Genomic DNA, 12,195 nt, shown 5'->3' on the forward strand with positions numbered 1-12,195 from the left:
CCTGTGTTATTTCTCATCCGCTGCCGCGCCCTCCACCCGGCGATTTCTCGGGTAGAATGAGGCACATGCAAAAACGCCTTATCGCCTTGTCGCTCCTGCTGGGCCTCCTGCTCCACCCGCTCGAGCTCTTGGCCGCCACGCAGAATCTGGCGGCACTGGAGCAGGCTGCGCGCCGCTTCGTCGAGCAGGAGCTGCGCTTTCGGCCGGCGACCTTCACGCTCGGCCGGCTCGATCCGCGTCTGGCGTTGCCAGCCTGCGAGCAGCCCCAGGTGAGTTGGTCGGCAGGGGCCGTGCCCAGTGGCAACTCCTCGCTCGACCTGTCCTGCCCGGCGGCAGGCTGGTCGTTGCGGCTGCCGGTGACGATTGCCGAAAAGAGAATGGGCGTGGTGGCGACCCGTCCGCTCAAGGCCGGAGAGCTGCTGGCCCCGGACGACGTCAGGCTGGCGGAAATGACCTCGCCGGCGCTCAGCCGCAACGTGCTCAACCGGCTCGACCAGGCGATCGGCCAGAGCATGAGGAGCAGCGTGCCGGCCGGTGCCTGGCTGCGCAGTTTCATGCTGCAGCAGCCGGACGTGATCCGGACCAATCAGCGCGTGAAGGTGCTGGCGCAGGGCGACGGTTTTGTCGCGACGGCCGAAGGCACGGCGCGAGGCAATGCCGCCGCCGGCGAGTCGGTGCGGGTGAGGATGGCCAGTGGCCGCGAGGTCAGCGGCGTGGCCCAGGCCGACGGCAGCGTGTTGGTGTCGTACTAAGCAAAAATAAAATCCTCAAGATTGTGTTGTTCCAGTCGATAATAAGTACAAATCCCCAAACTCTCTCGTGGAAGGACGTTAGCCATGAAAATCGACAACACGAGCAAGGCCCTTGGAGCGTACGGCGCCCAGAGCAAGCCCGTGCGACGGGAGAGCACCCCCAGCACCTCGGACAGCGCTTCCGCTTCGGCGTCCGATAACGTCGCCATCAACCCCAAGATCGGGGCCGTCGAGCGCGAGGTGGCCAACTCCCCGGCTTTCGATGCCGCCAAGGTCGACGCCATCAAGCAGGCCATCGCCTCCGGCTCGTTCCAGATCAACCCGGACAAGATCGCCGACCAGCTCATCGCCTCGGCGCAGGACCTGCTGTCCCGTTGAGCCCCGCCAACCTTTCCGACTAAACCATGCCGCAAGCCGAAACCTTTACCGCCTCGTGCCAGGAGGAAACCACCCAGCTCAAGGCGTTGGCGGAACTGATGCAACGCGAGCAGGCGGTGCTGGTGCGCAACGAGGTGGCCGCGCTCGAGCCCCTGGCCGAGGAGAAGAGGCGTCTGCTGGAGCGGCTGGCCGAGTCGTCTCGGCGGCGTGCCGCATTGATGCAGTCGCTCGACCTGATCGATGCCGAACGGGTGCACGCCTGGCTTGCCGACAAGAATGCGGCCCGCCGCGCCTGGGCCGAGCTCGACGCGGCCCTCAAGCAGGTGCAGGCGATCAACCGCCTCAACGGCGAGCTGGTACAGCGCCATCTCGCCCTGACCGAGGAAACGCTCGAGGTGCTGCGCCAAGCCGCTATCTCCACGCTCGGCTACGGCAAGGACGGGGCCCCGCCCACCCTGTCCGGCGGCGGCCGTCATCTCGGCTTGGCCTGAGCGGGTCGGGTGGGCGCGACGATGCCTTTGTGGTATCGTGCGTCTGGGCCAGAGACCACCTCAAGACCATAAGCCATGACCCTGCTATCCCTGATCTTCGCACTCGCACTCGAGCAACTTCGCCCGCTGGGTAACCGCAACCGGGTCTGGCTGCTGTTCACCCGCTACGCCAATCACCTGGAGCGCAACCTGAACGCCGGCTACAACCGGCATGGCGTGATGGCCTGGCTGGCGGCGATGCTGCCGCCGTTGCTGATCGCCCTCGGCGGCTACTACCTGCTGGCGGCGGTGAGCCCGGTATTGGGGCTGGCGTGGAACGTCCTGGTGCTGTATCTCACCATGGGGTTCCGTCATTTCTCCAGTTCGTTCTCCGAGATTTCCGTGGCCTTGACGGAAGGGCGCGATTTCGACGCGCGCCAGACGCTGGCACACTGGACCGGCCAGCCGACGGCGGAACTGTCGGTCAACGAGATTTCCCGGCTGTCGATCGAGCAGGGCGTGGTGGACAGTTACCGCCACGTGTTCGGCACCATGTTCTGGTTCCTGATCCTGCCCGGTCCGGCGGGGGCCGTGCTGTATCGGCTGAGCTACATCCTGTCGCAGAAGTGGGGCGAGCGCAGTTCGGGCGACGACCTGTTTGGCCGCTTCGCCGCGCGGGCCATGAGCTGGCTGGACTGGATTCCGGTGCGCCTGACGGCGATCAGCTTCGCCATCATGGGCGACTTCGAGGACGCGCTCTATTGCTGGCGCTCGCAGGCTCGTACCTGGGGCCACTACGCGCACGGCATCCTGCTCGCGTCGGCGGCCGGTGCGCTGGGCGTCAAGCTGGGTGACCCGGTACGGCAGGACTACACCATCAAGTTCCGTCCGGAGCTGGGGCTGGGCGAGGAGTCCGATCCCGACTACCTGAAGAGCGCGGTGGGGCTGGTGTGGCGCTCCGCCTTGCTCTGGCTGTTCGTGATCCTGTTGATCAGCGTTGCCGCCCAACTGAGCTGATCGACCGGCTGGCGCCGCCTTCGGGCGGCGTCGGCCTTTTTATTTGTTACTGAAACCAACATCCGTTTCGAGACAGCCGACCGCCGGCCGGCCGTCTCAGGCTTTACCGCAGGAGTATTGTTCATGTCATTTGCCGAGCTTGGGCTGTCGCCGGAGATTCTCCGCGCCATCGACGAGCAGGGTTATTCCGAACCCACGCCGATCCAGGCCAAAGCCATTCCGCTGGTGCTGTCCGGGCGAGATCTCCTTGCTGCTGCGCAGACCGGCACCGGCAAAACGGCGGCGTTCATGCTGCCGATCCTGGAACGCCTGAAGAAATTTGCCAGTACCAGCGCCTCGCCGGCCATGCATCCGGTGCGCGCGCTGATCCTGTCGCCGACCCGCGAGCTGGCCGACCAGATCGCGGTCAACGCCGCCGCCTATACCAAGTACCTGCCGCTGCGCTCCACCGTGGTGTTTGGCGGCATGAACATGGACCCGCAGACGCAGGAGCTGCGTCGCGGCGTCGAGATCCTGATCGCCACGCCGGGTCGTCTGCTCGACCACGTCGGCCAGAAGACGGTGCAGCTCAACAAGGTCGACGTGCTGGTGCTGGACGAAGCCGACCGCATGCTGGACATGGGCTTCATCAACGACATCCGCAAGATTCTCGGCATGCTGCCGCGTACGCGCCAGACCCTGCTGTTCTCCGCCACCTTCGCGCCGGAGATCAAGCGCCTGGCCGAGGAGTTCATGCACGACCCGCAGACCGTCGAAGTGGCACGGCAGAATTCGACCAACGCCCAGGTCGAGCAGCTGGTGTTCTCGGTGGACAGCCAGCGCAAGCGCTACCTGCTGTCGCACCTGATCCGCGAGCGCCAGATGGGCCAGGTCATCGTGTTCTGCAAGACCAAGCTGTCCGCCGACCAGCTGGCGCGCGATCTGAAGCGCGACGGCCATGCCGCTGAGGCGATCCACGGCGACAAGGCGCAAGGTGCCCGCCTGGAAACCCTGACCGCGTTCAAGAACGGCGAGGTCAAGGTGTTGGTGGCGACCGATGTGGCGGCGCGTGGTCTGGATATCTCCGAACTGCCCTACGTGGTCAACTTCGAGCTGCCTAACGCGCCGGAAGACTATGTGCACCGTATCGGCCGTACCGGCCGGGCCGGCGCCTCCGGCGTGGCCATCTCGCTGATGGGGCAGGACGAAGGCAAGCAGCTCGAGGCGATCGAGAAGCTGACGCGGCAGACGCTGAAGCCGCAGCCGGTGTCCGGCTTCTGGCCGTCGTGGCTGGAGCGTCCGGCCGACGAGATCGCGCCGCCGCCGCGCCGCTCGGCGGAAAATGGGCGCGGCAATAGCCGCAGTGCATCGCGCGCCCCGGTGGCGGCCCCCGTGGTCGAGCCGCTGCGCAAGCCCATCGACAACGGCGAACCGCGCAAGGTGTTCAAGGCACGCGTTGGCAAGCGTCAGCGCGAGATTCCGGCGCTGCTGCTGCCGCCGCGCTACAAGTAAGATCGCTTGGACAACCCCGCCGCCTCGGCGGGGTTTTTGTTGCCGACAAAAAAGAGACCCCGCAAGCGGGGTCTATCAGAGCAACACACCAAAAAGGGAAAACGGACGGCTTGTCAGCAGAAGATCACCAGTGCCGCCATGGCGCCGTGTGCGCCCATGACCAGGCTCTGCTCGATGTCGGCGGTGCGCGACGAGCCGGAGATGAAGGCACCGAAGCCATGCTCGCGGATGGCGATCTGACCGTAGGCGTCGCGCATGGTGTCGACCAGCTTGTCCTTGGGCACCACCATCACCAGCTTTTCCGTCAGGAAATACAGCGAGCGGAAGATGTTGTCGGGGTGGCTGATCCACACCGCGGCGTTTTCCGCCACGGCGAGCTCGCCGGGCACGATGGCGACGTCGACGTCGTGCCAGTCGTGCGGGGTAAAGGCTTCCTCGTGCGGTATCGTGGTCAGATCCACGGTGCGCCCGGTCTTCGGCCAACGTTGCGCCACCGCGTCGGCCACGCTCTGGCCGTCGGCCAGCCAGATGGCCTCGCCGCCGAGGTTGCGGATCAGGCCGGCGAAGGCGGCGAATTTGTCGTCGAAGGTAACGAACGGCACGGCGTGGATGTCCGGCAGCGCCGGCCCGCCGGGGCGGTTGCGGTGGATCTTGGCCAAGATGGCGTCGCGGCTGCTGCTCATTGCTTGTCCTCCTGGCGGCGGCGGTAGAGTTCCTTGAAGCTGTGTTCCGGCATCTCGGGCAGCTCGCGTCCCGGCCGGCTCCACGCCGTGCCGTCCTTGATGAATGCCGGCAGGATCGGCACCACCTTGCGCATCGCCTTGCCGCCGGCATCCATCAGTGCCGGGTGCTGGGTCAGGAAGCGCATCGCCAACAACCCCATCTTCTTGGCCGGCTTCAGGGTTCCGGCGTCGAAGGCCCGCTTGCGCTGCAGGATGAGCTGTTCGTGCAGGTTGATCTTCACCGGGCAGACGTTGGAGCAGGAGCCGCAGGTGGTGCAGGCGAAGGCCATGCTGCCGTGCTTCTTGATGTCGCGGCTCGGGCCCAGCGTCGAGCCGATCGGCCCCGGTATGACGTAGCTGTAGCTGTGGCCGGAGCTGCGCCGGTACACCGGGCAGGTGTTCATGCAGGCGCCGCAGCGGATGCAGCGCAAGCTGGCGTAGAAGTCCGGGTTGCCGAGGATGTCGCTGCGGCCGTTGTCGACGATGACGATGTGCATCTCGCCGCCCGGCCGCGCGCGGTGGAAGTGCGAGGTGTAGGTGGTCACCGGCGAACCGATCGCCGAGCGTGCCAACAACCGGGTGAACACACCCAGGTGCTCCAGCTTGGGGATGATCTTCTCGATGCCCATCGAGGCGATGTGCAGGGGCGGCAGCGCGGTGCCGAGGTCGGCGTTGCCCTCGTTGGTGCACACCACCACGCCGCCGGTCTCGGCGACGGCGAAGTTGACCCCGGTCAGTCCGGCGTCGGCCGTCAGGAAGTGCTGGCGCAGGTTGGCGCGCGCGGCATGGGTCAGGTAGGTCGGGTCGTTGTTGCCGGCCTCGGTGCCGAGCTCTTCATGAAACAGCTCGGAAATCTGCTCTTTCTTGAGGTGGATCGCCGGCATTACGATGTGGCTCGGCGGTTCGTGCCGCAGTTGCACGATGCGCTCGCCCAGGTCGGTGTCGATCACCTCGATGCCGCGCTCCTCCAGGTAGGGGTTGAGCCCGCATTCCTCGGTCAGCATCGACTTCGACTTCACCAGCTTCTTCACCTGGCGTGCGGCCAGGAGCTGGTGCACGATGCGGTTGTGCTCGGCGGCGTCGGCGGCGAAGTGCACGGTGACGCCGTTGCGGCGCGCGTTCTCCTCGAACTGGACCAGATAGTCGTCGAGTTTGGACAGCGTGTGCGCCTTGATCTGTTCGGCCAACTTGCGCAGCTCTTCCCACTCTGGCAGCTGTTTGGCCTGGACGTCGCGCTTCTGGCGCACGAACCAGATCGCCCGGTCGTGCCAACTGGCGCGGGCGCGGTCGGCGAGGAACTCGCGCGCGGCGTCCGGGTGATGAATGTTGTCGGCCTTCATGCCGCACCTCCGCGACCGGTGAGGATTTCCACCACGTGCAGCGGGCGGATGGTGCGTCCGTTGTGGCGGATGATGCCGCCCATGTGCATCAGGCAGGACGGGTCGGCGCCGACGATGTACTCAGCCCCGGTGGCCTCGTGCTGGGCCACGCGGTCGCGCCCCATCGCCACCGAGACGTCGGCCTCGTCCACGCTGAAGGTGCCGCCGAAACCGCAGCACTCGTCGCGTCGTTCCGGCAGGCCGATCTCGATGCCGTCCACCAGTTGCAGGATGCGCTCCAGGCGCGACTGGTAGGGGATCATCAGCTCGCTCGGGCTGGCGTGGTGCAGCTCGCGCAGGCCGTGGCAGCTCTGGTGGATCGACACCTTGTGCGGGAAGTGCACCGGCTTGGGCAGTTTCTCCACCTTCAGCACGTCCTGCAGGAATTCGACGATCTCGAAGACCCGTGGCTGCAGGCGCTGGAAGTCGGCGTTGTCGGCGATGTACCAAGGGTAGTGGTGGGTCACGTGCGAGACGCAGCTGCCGGAGGGCGCCACCACGTAGTCGAAGTCCTTGAACACGCCGGTGAAGCGCAGGGCGGCCTCGCAGGCGCCGCTGCTGTCGCCGTTATTGGCCAGTGGCTGACCGCAACAGGACTGTTCCATGGGGTAGGCCACGTCTACGCCGTAGCCTTCCAGCAGTTCCAGCGTGGCCATGGCGACGTGGGGATACAGTTCGTTGACGAAGCAGGGAATGAACAAGCCGACTTTCATGGGGACCTTCCGAGTTGTTTTCCGCGGCGGGCAGGGGTGTCATGCTGCATTAAAGCCCCGCGGCAGGGCTTTGCCAATGCGGAGTAACCCTTGGCACGGAAAAAGCCGTTGCGGCGAGCCCGGCAAGCAAATACCCGCCGCATGCCATTGATTGGCTGAAAGTGGCGATTTTCCGGGTTTTATTGGTCAAATTGTACATGGCCCGAGCGCCCGTCCCGGCTCGATTTGCTGCATTGCGGGGGGCGTTCTGGATATCGCCCGAAAACATCCTTGCAATTCGCCCCAAGATATGGTCAGAATCGGGGTTCGAATTTTTAATCTCCCATATGTAAGAGCAAGCATGGCACTCATCGTACAGAAGTACGGCGGCACCTCGGTGGGCACCACCGAGCGTATCAAGAATGTCGCCCGGCGCATCGCCAAATGGAAGGCTCAGGGACATGATCTGGTGATCGTGGTTTCCGCCATGAGCGGCGAAACCAACCGCCTGATCGGTCTGGCCAAGGACATCCAGGAGTATCCGGACGCGCGCGAACTCGACGTGCTCGTGTCGACCGGCGAACAGGTCACCATCGGCCTGCTGGCCATGGCGCTGAAGGAAATCGGCGTTCCGGCCAAGAGCTACTGCGGCTGGCAAGTGCCAGTCGTCACCGACAGCTCGCACAGCAAGGCCCGCATCCAGTCGATCGACGACGCTGCCATGCGTGCCGACCTCGACGCCGGTCAGGTCGTCATCGTGGCCGGTTTCCAGGGCGTCGACGAGCTGGGCAGCATCACCACGCTGGGCCGTGGTGGTTCCGATACCTCGGCCGTGGCGCTGGCCGCCGCACTGAAGGCCGACGAGTGCCAGATCTACACCGACGTCGACGGCGTCTACACCACCGACCCGCGCGTGGTGCCGGAAGCGCGCCGCCTCAAGACCATTACCTTCGAGGAAATGATCGAGATGGCGAGCCTGGGCTCCAAGGTGTTGCAGATCCGCTCGGTAGAATTTGCCGGCAAGTACAAGGTTCGGCTGCGTGTACTCTCCAGTTTCGAAGAGGAAGGGGAAGGCACACTGATCACGTTCGAGGAAGACCAAAACATGGAAAAGGCCGTAGTAGCAGGCATCGCATTTGACCGTAACGAAGCGCGCATCAACGTGAAAGGCGTGCCGGACAAGCCGGGCATCGCCTACCAGATCCTGGGCCCGATCGCCGACGCCAACATCGAAGTGGACATGATCATCCAGAACGTGGGTGAGAACGGCACCACCGATTTCTCCTTCACCGTGCCGCGCGGCGAGTTCCAGCGCACCCTGGGCATCCTGCGCGACGTGCAGACCCACATCGGCGCCGCCAAGATCGACGCCGACGACAAGGTTGCCAAGATCTCCATCGTCGGAGTCGGCATGCGTTCGCATTGCGGCATCGCCTCGACCATGTTCCGTACCCTGGCCGAAGAGGGCATCAACATCCAGCTGATCTCCACCTCGGAAATCAAGGTGTCGGTGCTGGTCGACGAGAAATACCTCGAGCTGGGCGTGCGCGTGCTGCACAAGGCCTTCGGCCTCGATCAGACGGTCGAAGCCTGATCGCAGGGGGTTGACAGGGTGAGGCGTCATCTTTAATATGGCGTCTCTCTCACGGAGAAATGGCCGAGTGGTCGAAGGCACTTCCCTGCTAAGGAAGCATACGGGCTTAAACCTGTATCGAGGGTTCGAATCCCTCTTTCTCCGCCAGACAGCGCATCCGTAGCTCAGTTGGATAGAGTATCTGGCTACGAACCAGAGGGTCGGGCGTTCGAATCGCTCCGGATGCGCCACTGTCCCCATCGTCTAGAGGCCTAGGACACTGCCCTTTCACGGCGGCGACCGGGGTTCGAATCCCCGTGGGGACGCCAGTTTCAACAAAAAAGCCAACCTTCGGGTTGGCTTTTTTGTTTTTCCCTCGGCCAGCGGCCGGGCGTCTTACCCGGTATCGAGTGCGCTACCAAGCCAGGGCGCGTTAGCGCCCCGGTATTCCTGACACTTAATGTGCAGCGCGCTGCAGGCAGGTCTGATAGCGCCCGTTCACTCGCTCGGCAAACCACTCGGTGGTCAGCTTGCGGGTGATCTTGGGGCTTTTCAGGTCGATCTGCGGCAACTGCTCGCGCGGTGCCTGGCCGCCGTAGAGCGGGTCGGCCAAGGCATATACTTTGCGGTACAGCTCGGTCTGGCCGAAGGTTGCCAGTTTTTCCTGTTTCAGATCGCGCATGATGGCGTTGTCGCTCATGCCCAGCCGGTTGTCGAGTGCCTGCAGGGCGTTCAAGGTGCTGCCGCCGCTGGCTTGGCCGTTTTCATAGCTCAGCAGGTCGCCATCGCGCGCCAGGCGCCGCCCGCTGAGCCGGCTGATGACCGCCTGGAAGGCCGCGTTGCGGCTGCTGTAGCGGCCGGCGTTGAAATCGGCGAAGCGGTACAGCATGTCCTTGTACGGGGCCGGGTATTGCAGCAGGATGGCGCTGCCGAAATACACGCCGCCGCGGCGGCTGAACACTTCATTGCGCAGGCTGGTCTTGCGCGAGTAAGGGTAGGGCCAGGCGCGGACGTGGGCTTCGGCAAACTCCACGCTGACCTGCATCGGTCCGCCGGTGCGGATCGGGTTCTTCTTCATGATGGTGGGAAAGCCGATCTTCTCCGCCTCCGCCGACATGTCTTCGTACAGTTCGTTCATCTGCTTTTCGGTGCGCAGCGTGTCGATGCGCTCCTTGTAGCTGCGGCCGTTGGGCGAGGGCTTGAGCAGGGCGGTCTTCACCAGCGGCAGGGGGATGTGGTAGCCGGCGGCCTTTTCCCCGATCTTGCCCCAGACGATCTTGGGCAGCCCCGGCACCGTCGGGTCGGACTGCCAGCTCGATTCCTGCTCGATGACGGCGGCGGCGGCGCAGAAGTTTTCGGCGGTATAAGGCAACTTCAGGGCGGTGAAGGCGTCGAAGATGTCTTCGGCCCAGCCGGCGCGGTCGCGTATCTTGGCGGGCAGGACCTTGTCCAGGGTGGCGCGGCCTTGCGCTGCGCTGATCGGCGGCACGCGCGGTAGCACCGTGATCGGCTTGCCAATGAGCGGGGGCGTGATGGTCAGCGGGGTTTCCACTGGCGGCAGTTCCACCGGTGCCGATGCCGTGTTGTCCGGCTGCGGGTAGCCATCCGGTGGCACGACGATGGGGGCGGAGGAAGGCTGGCTCACCGGAGTGGTGGGGCTGGCGCAACCGGCCAGGCTGACGGTGAACAGCAGGGACAGGGCGTAGCGGCGTTTCGGCACGATGAGGAACTCGTAAGGCTGGAGAACTGGCGCAAGAGTAGGGTAATGCTCGGGTCAGGGCAAGTGCCGGCCCCACGCCAGACACCGTCGCATCAAGTTTACGCTGTGGCTTGCGGGCGCAGGCCTTATAATGTGTTGTTTTGTTTATGTCTCCGATCGTTCTGTATCCATGAGCAACAAGAATTTGGCCGTCGAGGCTGTTCGAGGCTTGGCGGCGCTGGCAGTGATTTTTTCCCACGCATCCCTGACTTTCTGGCCTTACCTGCACGGTGATTTCGACCAGCTGCGCTCGGGTTTTGAGCGCTGGGTGTTCAATTCGCCTTTCGGCTTCGTGTATTCCGGCTCGGGCGCGGTGTGCGTGTTCTTCGTCCTGAGCGGCTTCGTGCTGGGGCGCAGCGTGCTGGGCCGGGACGGGCTGCTGCAGGCCCTACCCGGCATGGTGGTGCGCCGCTACTTCCGCTTGATGCTGCCGATCCTGATCAGTTGCCTGCTGGCCTGGGCGGTGTTCGCCTTCGCCTTGCCGCGGGTCGACCGGCATGCGCTGGGCGAGTGGATCCGCCTGTTCGGCGCCTTTGATTTCTCGCTGGGGAACGCCGTGGAGCAGGGCTCGGTGGATACCATCCTGTGGGGGGCGGCGGACTACAACTGGGCGTTGTGGACGATGCGCATCGAGTTCTTCGGTTCGCTGCTGGTGTACGCCTTGGCCGCACTGCTCGATCGCTGGCCGCGTCCGGACTGGCTGTTGCCGGTCGCGGCGCTGGGCTGCCTGTTGCTGGTGCCGGGCAATGGCGTGTACTACGCGCTGTTCGTGTTCGGCCTCTGGCTGGCGGCGAGCGAGTGGACCGTCGATAACCGCGTGCTGGCGCTGTCGGCGCTGCTGGCCGGGCTGTATCTCGTGGGGTATCACGAAGCGAGCAGTTCCTACAATTTCATCGAGCGCAACCTGGATCTGTCCTGGCGCGGCGAGTCGCTGGCCAATTACGATCTGGCGAATGAGCTGGGCGGCATGCTGATCGTCGGCGCGGTGCTGAAGAGCCCGTGGCTGGGGCAGCGTCTTTCCGGGCGCGCCATGGCCTGGCTCGGCCGCATGTCGTTCTCGGCCTACCTGCTGCACATGCTGGTGCTGGCCACGGTGGCGCCGCTGGTGTTCAACGCCCTGCGCCCGACCTTGTCCTACACCGGCGCCTCGCTGTCGAGCCTGGCGGCGTCGGTGGCGGCGATCTATCTGTGCTCGCTGCCCTACGCGCGCTGGGTCGACGATACCAGCATCCACGTCTCGCGCACCGTCAGTCGGCTGGTCTGGCGGCGCTGAGGCTGGCGGGGGCGTCCGCGCCTGCTGCCGCTTCTTGTCGCGCCCTTCCTTCCCTTCGCCATGCCGCGGTGCGCGGGATGAGGGCGCCGTACTTCTCCCCTGTGCCGCTGCCGCGGCGTACGCCTGTTAGGCGGATTCTCCTGCGTTCCTTTTCCTCCGGCGGCGGTGTCGATCTGGGCCCGTTCGGGCGTTGTGGATCGCGCGAGGATGTTTAACATCTTTTAACAAGCACGGCGCGGGGCGACACAGATCCGACAAACTTGCCTCCTACACTGCAAGCACGTTCTCACTACCAAGGAACCCCATCATGAAACGTGCCTTGCTTGTTGCTTTGTCCCTGTTGCCGCTGGCGGCGTTTGCCAGGGATGGCGCGGGGGATCGCTGGAATCAGCCCGATCATGGCTACTACCAGTCTTATCCGTCTTACCGTCCTTACCAGGTACGCATCGAGCGTGGCGTGCAGGATGGCTCGCTGACGCGCTGGGAGGCACGCCGTCTGCAACGCCAACTGGACGATCTGCGGGCCAAGCGGCGCGATTATCTGGCCGACGGTTATCTGTCGCGCCCTGAGCAGCGCGACCTGGAACGCAGCGAACAGGCGCTGTCGGAGGCGATCCGCTACCAGCGCCACGACGATCAGAACCGCTACTGGCAGCGGTAACCCCGACCGATTTCGGGACGCGGCGCAC

General features: G+C 64.7%; 12 protein-coding genes and 3 tRNA genes. 11 read left to right on the forward strand and 4 right to left on the reverse strand.

Going from position 1 to position 12,195, the window contains the following annotated elements; translation table 11 throughout:
* Positions 1 to 65 precede the first annotated feature (65 nt).
* The 5 genes from flgA (at position 66) to ABKF58_RS08975 (ending at position 4,108) form a co-directional block, all read left to right on the forward strand.
* Positions 66 to 752, forward strand: a complete 687-nt coding sequence (flgA, locus tag ABKF58_RS08955; RefSeq protein WP_008954868.1) for a flagellar basal body P-ring formation chaperone FlgA — start codon at positions 66 to 68, stop codon at positions 750 to 752.
* 84 nt (positions 753 to 836) lie between these two features.
* On the forward strand, positions 837 to 1,130 hold the full coding sequence (gene flgM, locus ABKF58_RS08960) for a flagellar biosynthesis anti-sigma factor FlgM (protein WP_482584176.1): 294 nt from the start codon (positions 837 to 839) through the stop codon (positions 1,128 to 1,130).
* Between the two features lie 26 nt (positions 1,131 to 1,156).
* Positions 1,157 to 1,621 (forward strand): flagella synthesis protein FlgN, encoded by a 465-nt coding sequence (locus ABKF58_RS08965; RefSeq protein ID WP_482584177.1) that lies wholly within the window; start codon positions 1,157 to 1,159, stop codon positions 1,619 to 1,621.
* Between the two features lie 75 nt (positions 1,622 to 1,696).
* On the forward strand, positions 1,697 to 2,617 hold the full coding sequence (locus ABKF58_RS08970; RefSeq protein WP_008954871.1) for a CobD/CbiB family protein: 921 nt from the start codon (positions 1,697 to 1,699) through the stop codon (positions 2,615 to 2,617).
* A 123-nt stretch (positions 2,618 to 2,740) separates the two neighbouring features.
* Positions 2,741 to 4,108, forward strand: coding sequence for a DEAD/DEAH box helicase (locus ABKF58_RS08975; RefSeq protein ID WP_482584178.1), 1,368 nt, complete (start codon positions 2,741 to 2,743; stop codon positions 4,106 to 4,108).
* A 113-nt stretch (positions 4,109 to 4,221) separates the two neighbouring features.
* Here ABKF58_RS08975 and ABKF58_RS08980 read toward each other — a convergent pair whose 3' ends face one another.
* The 3 genes from ABKF58_RS08980 to ABKF58_RS08990 are packed head-to-tail and all read right to left on the reverse strand — an operon-like array spanning position 4,222 to position 6,922.
* Positions 4,222 to 4,791: a LutC/YkgG family protein gene (locus ABKF58_RS08980; RefSeq protein ID WP_482584179.1), complete on the reverse strand. Its 570-nt coding sequence runs from the start codon at positions 4,789 to 4,791 to the stop codon at positions 4,222 to 4,224.
* A complete protein-coding gene (locus ABKF58_RS08985; protein WP_482584180.1) occupies positions 4,788 to 6,170 on the reverse strand; it encodes a lactate utilization protein B in 1,383 nt (460 codons plus the stop codon). The genes ABKF58_RS08980 and ABKF58_RS08985 overlap by 4 nt, the downstream gene beginning before the upstream one ends.
* Complete coding sequence (locus ABKF58_RS08990; RefSeq protein WP_008954875.1) at positions 6,167 to 6,922, reverse strand: (Fe-S)-binding protein; 756 nt, start codon at positions 6,920 to 6,922, stop codon at positions 6,167 to 6,169. Before ABKF58_RS08990 ends, ABKF58_RS08985 begins: the two co-directional genes overlap by 4 nt.
* A gap of 340 nt (positions 6,923 to 7,262) precedes the next feature.
* Here ABKF58_RS08990 and ABKF58_RS08995 point away from each other — a divergent pair, with 340 nt between their 5' ends.
* The 4 genes from ABKF58_RS08995 (at position 7,263) to ABKF58_RS09010 (ending at position 8,803) form a co-directional block, all read left to right on the forward strand.
* The gene (locus ABKF58_RS08995) at positions 7,263 to 8,495 is read left to right on the forward strand and encodes an aspartate kinase (protein WP_008954876.1); all 1,233 of its coding nucleotides are present in this window, start codon (positions 7,263 to 7,265) and stop codon (positions 8,493 to 8,495) included.
* Positions 8,496 to 8,548: 53 nt separating this feature from the next.
* Positions 8,549 to 8,642: transfer RNA gene (locus tag ABKF58_RS09000), tRNA-Ser, on the forward strand.
* Positions 8,643 to 8,648: 6 nt separating this feature from the next.
* Positions 8,649 to 8,725 (forward strand) — tRNA-Arg (locus ABKF58_RS09005).
* 2 nt (positions 8,726 to 8,727) lie between these two features.
* Positions 8,728 to 8,803: transfer RNA gene (locus ABKF58_RS09010), tRNA-Glu, on the forward strand.
* Positions 8,804 to 8,931: 128 nt separating this feature from the next.
* On the opposite strand, the gene ABKF58_RS09015 is transcribed toward ABKF58_RS09010, so the two are convergent.
* Positions 8,932 to 10,194 carry a DUF1615 domain-containing protein gene (locus ABKF58_RS09015; protein WP_482584181.1) on the reverse strand — a complete coding sequence of 421 codons (1,263 nt, stop codon included), beginning with the start codon at positions 10,192 to 10,194 and terminating at the stop codon, positions 8,932 to 8,934.
* Positions 10,195 to 10,363: 169 nt separating this feature from the next.
* On the opposite strand from ABKF58_RS09015, the gene ABKF58_RS09020 reads away from it, so the two are divergent.
* A complete protein-coding gene (locus ABKF58_RS09020) occupies positions 10,364 to 11,506 on the forward strand; it encodes an acyltransferase family protein (protein ID WP_482584182.1) in 1,143 nt (380 codons plus the stop codon).
* 307 nt (positions 11,507 to 11,813) lie between these two features.
* Positions 11,814 to 12,167 carry a hypothetical protein gene (locus tag ABKF58_RS09025; RefSeq protein WP_482584183.1) on the forward strand — a complete coding sequence of 118 codons (354 nt, stop codon included), beginning with the start codon at positions 11,814 to 11,816 and terminating at the stop codon, positions 12,165 to 12,167.
* The last annotated feature ends 28 nt before the right edge of the window (positions 12,168 to 12,195 follow it).

Source organism: Pseudogulbenkiania sp. AW2-16 (assembly GCF_056824575.1).

Coding starts and splice junctions, on each gene's coding strand:
- ABKF58_RS08995 (WP_008954876.1), top strand. CDS start 7,263: ATGGCACTCATCGTACAGAAGTACGGCGGCACCTCGGTGGGCACCACC.
- ABKF58_RS08970 (WP_008954871.1), top strand. CDS start 1,697: ATGACCCTGCTATCCCTGATCTTCGCACTCGCACTCGAGCAACTTCGC.
- ABKF58_RS08975 (WP_482584178.1), top strand. CDS start 2,741: ATGTCATTTGCCGAGCTTGGGCTGTCGCCGGAGATTCTCCGCGCCATC.
- flgA (WP_008954868.1), top strand. CDS start 66: ATGCAAAAACGCCTTATCGCCTTGTCGCTCCTGCTGGGCCTCCTGCTC.
- ABKF58_RS08985 (WP_482584180.1), bottom strand. CDS start 6,170: ATGAAGGCCGACAACATTCATCACCCGGACGCCGCGCGCGAGTTCCTC.
- ABKF58_RS08980 (WP_482584179.1), bottom strand. CDS start 4,791: ATGAGCAGCAGCCGCGACGCCATCTTGGCCAAGATCCACCGCAACCGC.
- ABKF58_RS08965 (WP_482584177.1), top strand. CDS start 1,157: ATGCCGCAAGCCGAAACCTTTACCGCCTCGTGCCAGGAGGAAACCACC.
- flgM (WP_482584176.1), top strand. CDS start 837: ATGAAAATCGACAACACGAGCAAGGCCCTTGGAGCGTACGGCGCCCAG.
- ABKF58_RS08990 (WP_008954875.1), bottom strand. CDS start 6,922: ATGAAAGTCGGCTTGTTCATTCCCTGCTTCGTCAACGAACTGTATCCC.
- ABKF58_RS09025 (WP_482584183.1), top strand. CDS start 11,814: ATGAAACGTGCCTTGCTTGTTGCTTTGTCCCTGTTGCCGCTGGCGGCG.
- ABKF58_RS09020 (WP_482584182.1), top strand. CDS start 10,364: ATGAGCAACAAGAATTTGGCCGTCGAGGCTGTTCGAGGCTTGGCGGCG.